This window comes from Mesorhizobium sp. M5C.F.Ca.IN.020.29.1.1 (assembly GCF_003997375.1).
Taxonomy (GTDB): domain Bacteria; phylum Pseudomonadota; class Alphaproteobacteria; order Rhizobiales; family Rhizobiaceae; genus Mesorhizobium; species Mesorhizobium wenxiniae.
The window spans coordinates 1-1,227 of record NZ_RZSW01000979.1 but is presented as its reverse complement, the minus strand read 5'-3'; the positions used below and the strand labels follow the sequence as shown (position 1 = coordinate 1,227).

The window sequence follows — 1,227 nt, the reverse complement described above, 5'->3', positions numbered from 1 at the left end:
ATCTGGTGGCCGGCTTCGAGACGCCGCGATCGGGCCGCGTGCTGATCGGCGGCGCCGATTTCGGCGCCAAACCGCCTTCGGCGCGGCCGGTGTCGATGGTGTTCCAGGAAAACAATCTCTTTGCCCATCTTTCGGTGGAACGAAATGTCGGCCTTGGCCGCTCGCCGTCGCTCAGGCTGACCGAGGCCGACCACGCTGCGGTCGCCGCGGCGCTCAAGCGCGTCGGCCTTGCCGGCAAGCAACAGCGCCTGCCGCGCGAACTCTCCGGTGGCGAGCGGCAACGCGTCGCGCTCGCCCGCGTCCTGGTGCGCGACCGGCCGGTGCTCTTGCTCGACGAACCGTTCGCCTCGCTCGGACCGGCCTTGCGCGACGACATGCTCGATCTGGTAGCCGACGTTCAAGCAGAGCGGCGCATGACGGTGCTGTTCGTCACGCATCAGCCGGAGGACGCCCACCGTATCGGCCAGGACATGGTGTTCCTGGACAATGCCACGGTTGCCGCAACCGGGACTGTCGCCGATTTTTTTACCAAGGCTGGACCGGAAGCCTTCCGGCACTATATCGGTGCAGGTCCGTTTGGCGCGGGATCACGAGATGTTGCCCGGAAGCGGACATAATTTACGGCCAAACCGGCTTCAGGCGATGTGGTGCTTGCTTGCCATGGTCAAAGTAGTGTGGCTAGGTCCTCCGATACTGGTCCGGCATATGTTGTGATTTGCCACTTCGGTGTCATGCGTGCTCGTGGGCGCGAAGGACGCTGTGGCAGTTGATTGTGCGTATGATCCTTTCTGAAAATCGATGCCCGATTTTCGGGGCCATGTGCTGAGACCCGAAAGGAAGCTGTTCTGCCGACCGGCACCGACAGAGTGAGAAGGAAACCGCTGGCGCGCTTCCTCGCGCTGGCCAGCTTTGCCATGGCGCTGGCAAGCTGCCAGATGTTCACGCCTCCGGACGTTCAGGAATCCGGCTTCCAGCCTTCCAACAAACCGATCACGGTCGACAATGTCGCCGCCAACAGCAAGCTCGCCGAAATGGCTAAGGCGCAGCACCCGCGCATCCTCGCCGCCTATGGCGGCGAGTATTCCGATCCCAAGCTCGAGCGCATGGTCGCCAAGGTCGTCGGCAGCCTGACCGTGGTGTCCGCCAATCCGACCCAGGCCTACCGCATCGCCATCCTCAATTCACCCAACGTCAATGCTTTCGCGCTGCCGGGCGGCTATCTCTACA

The 1,227-nt window shown here is 63.1% G+C and carries 1 protein-coding gene and 1 pseudogene; both read left to right on the top strand.

Annotated elements, in window-relative coordinates:
* A partial coding sequence (locus EOA85_RS35565) for an ATP-binding cassette domain-containing protein (RefSeq protein ID WP_127212754.1) occupies positions 1-617 on the top strand: 617 nt, incomplete at its 5' end.
* A gap of 297 nt (positions 618-914) precedes the next feature.
* Positions 915-1,227, top strand: a pseudogene (locus EOA85_RS35560) (metalloprotease); the annotation flags it as partial.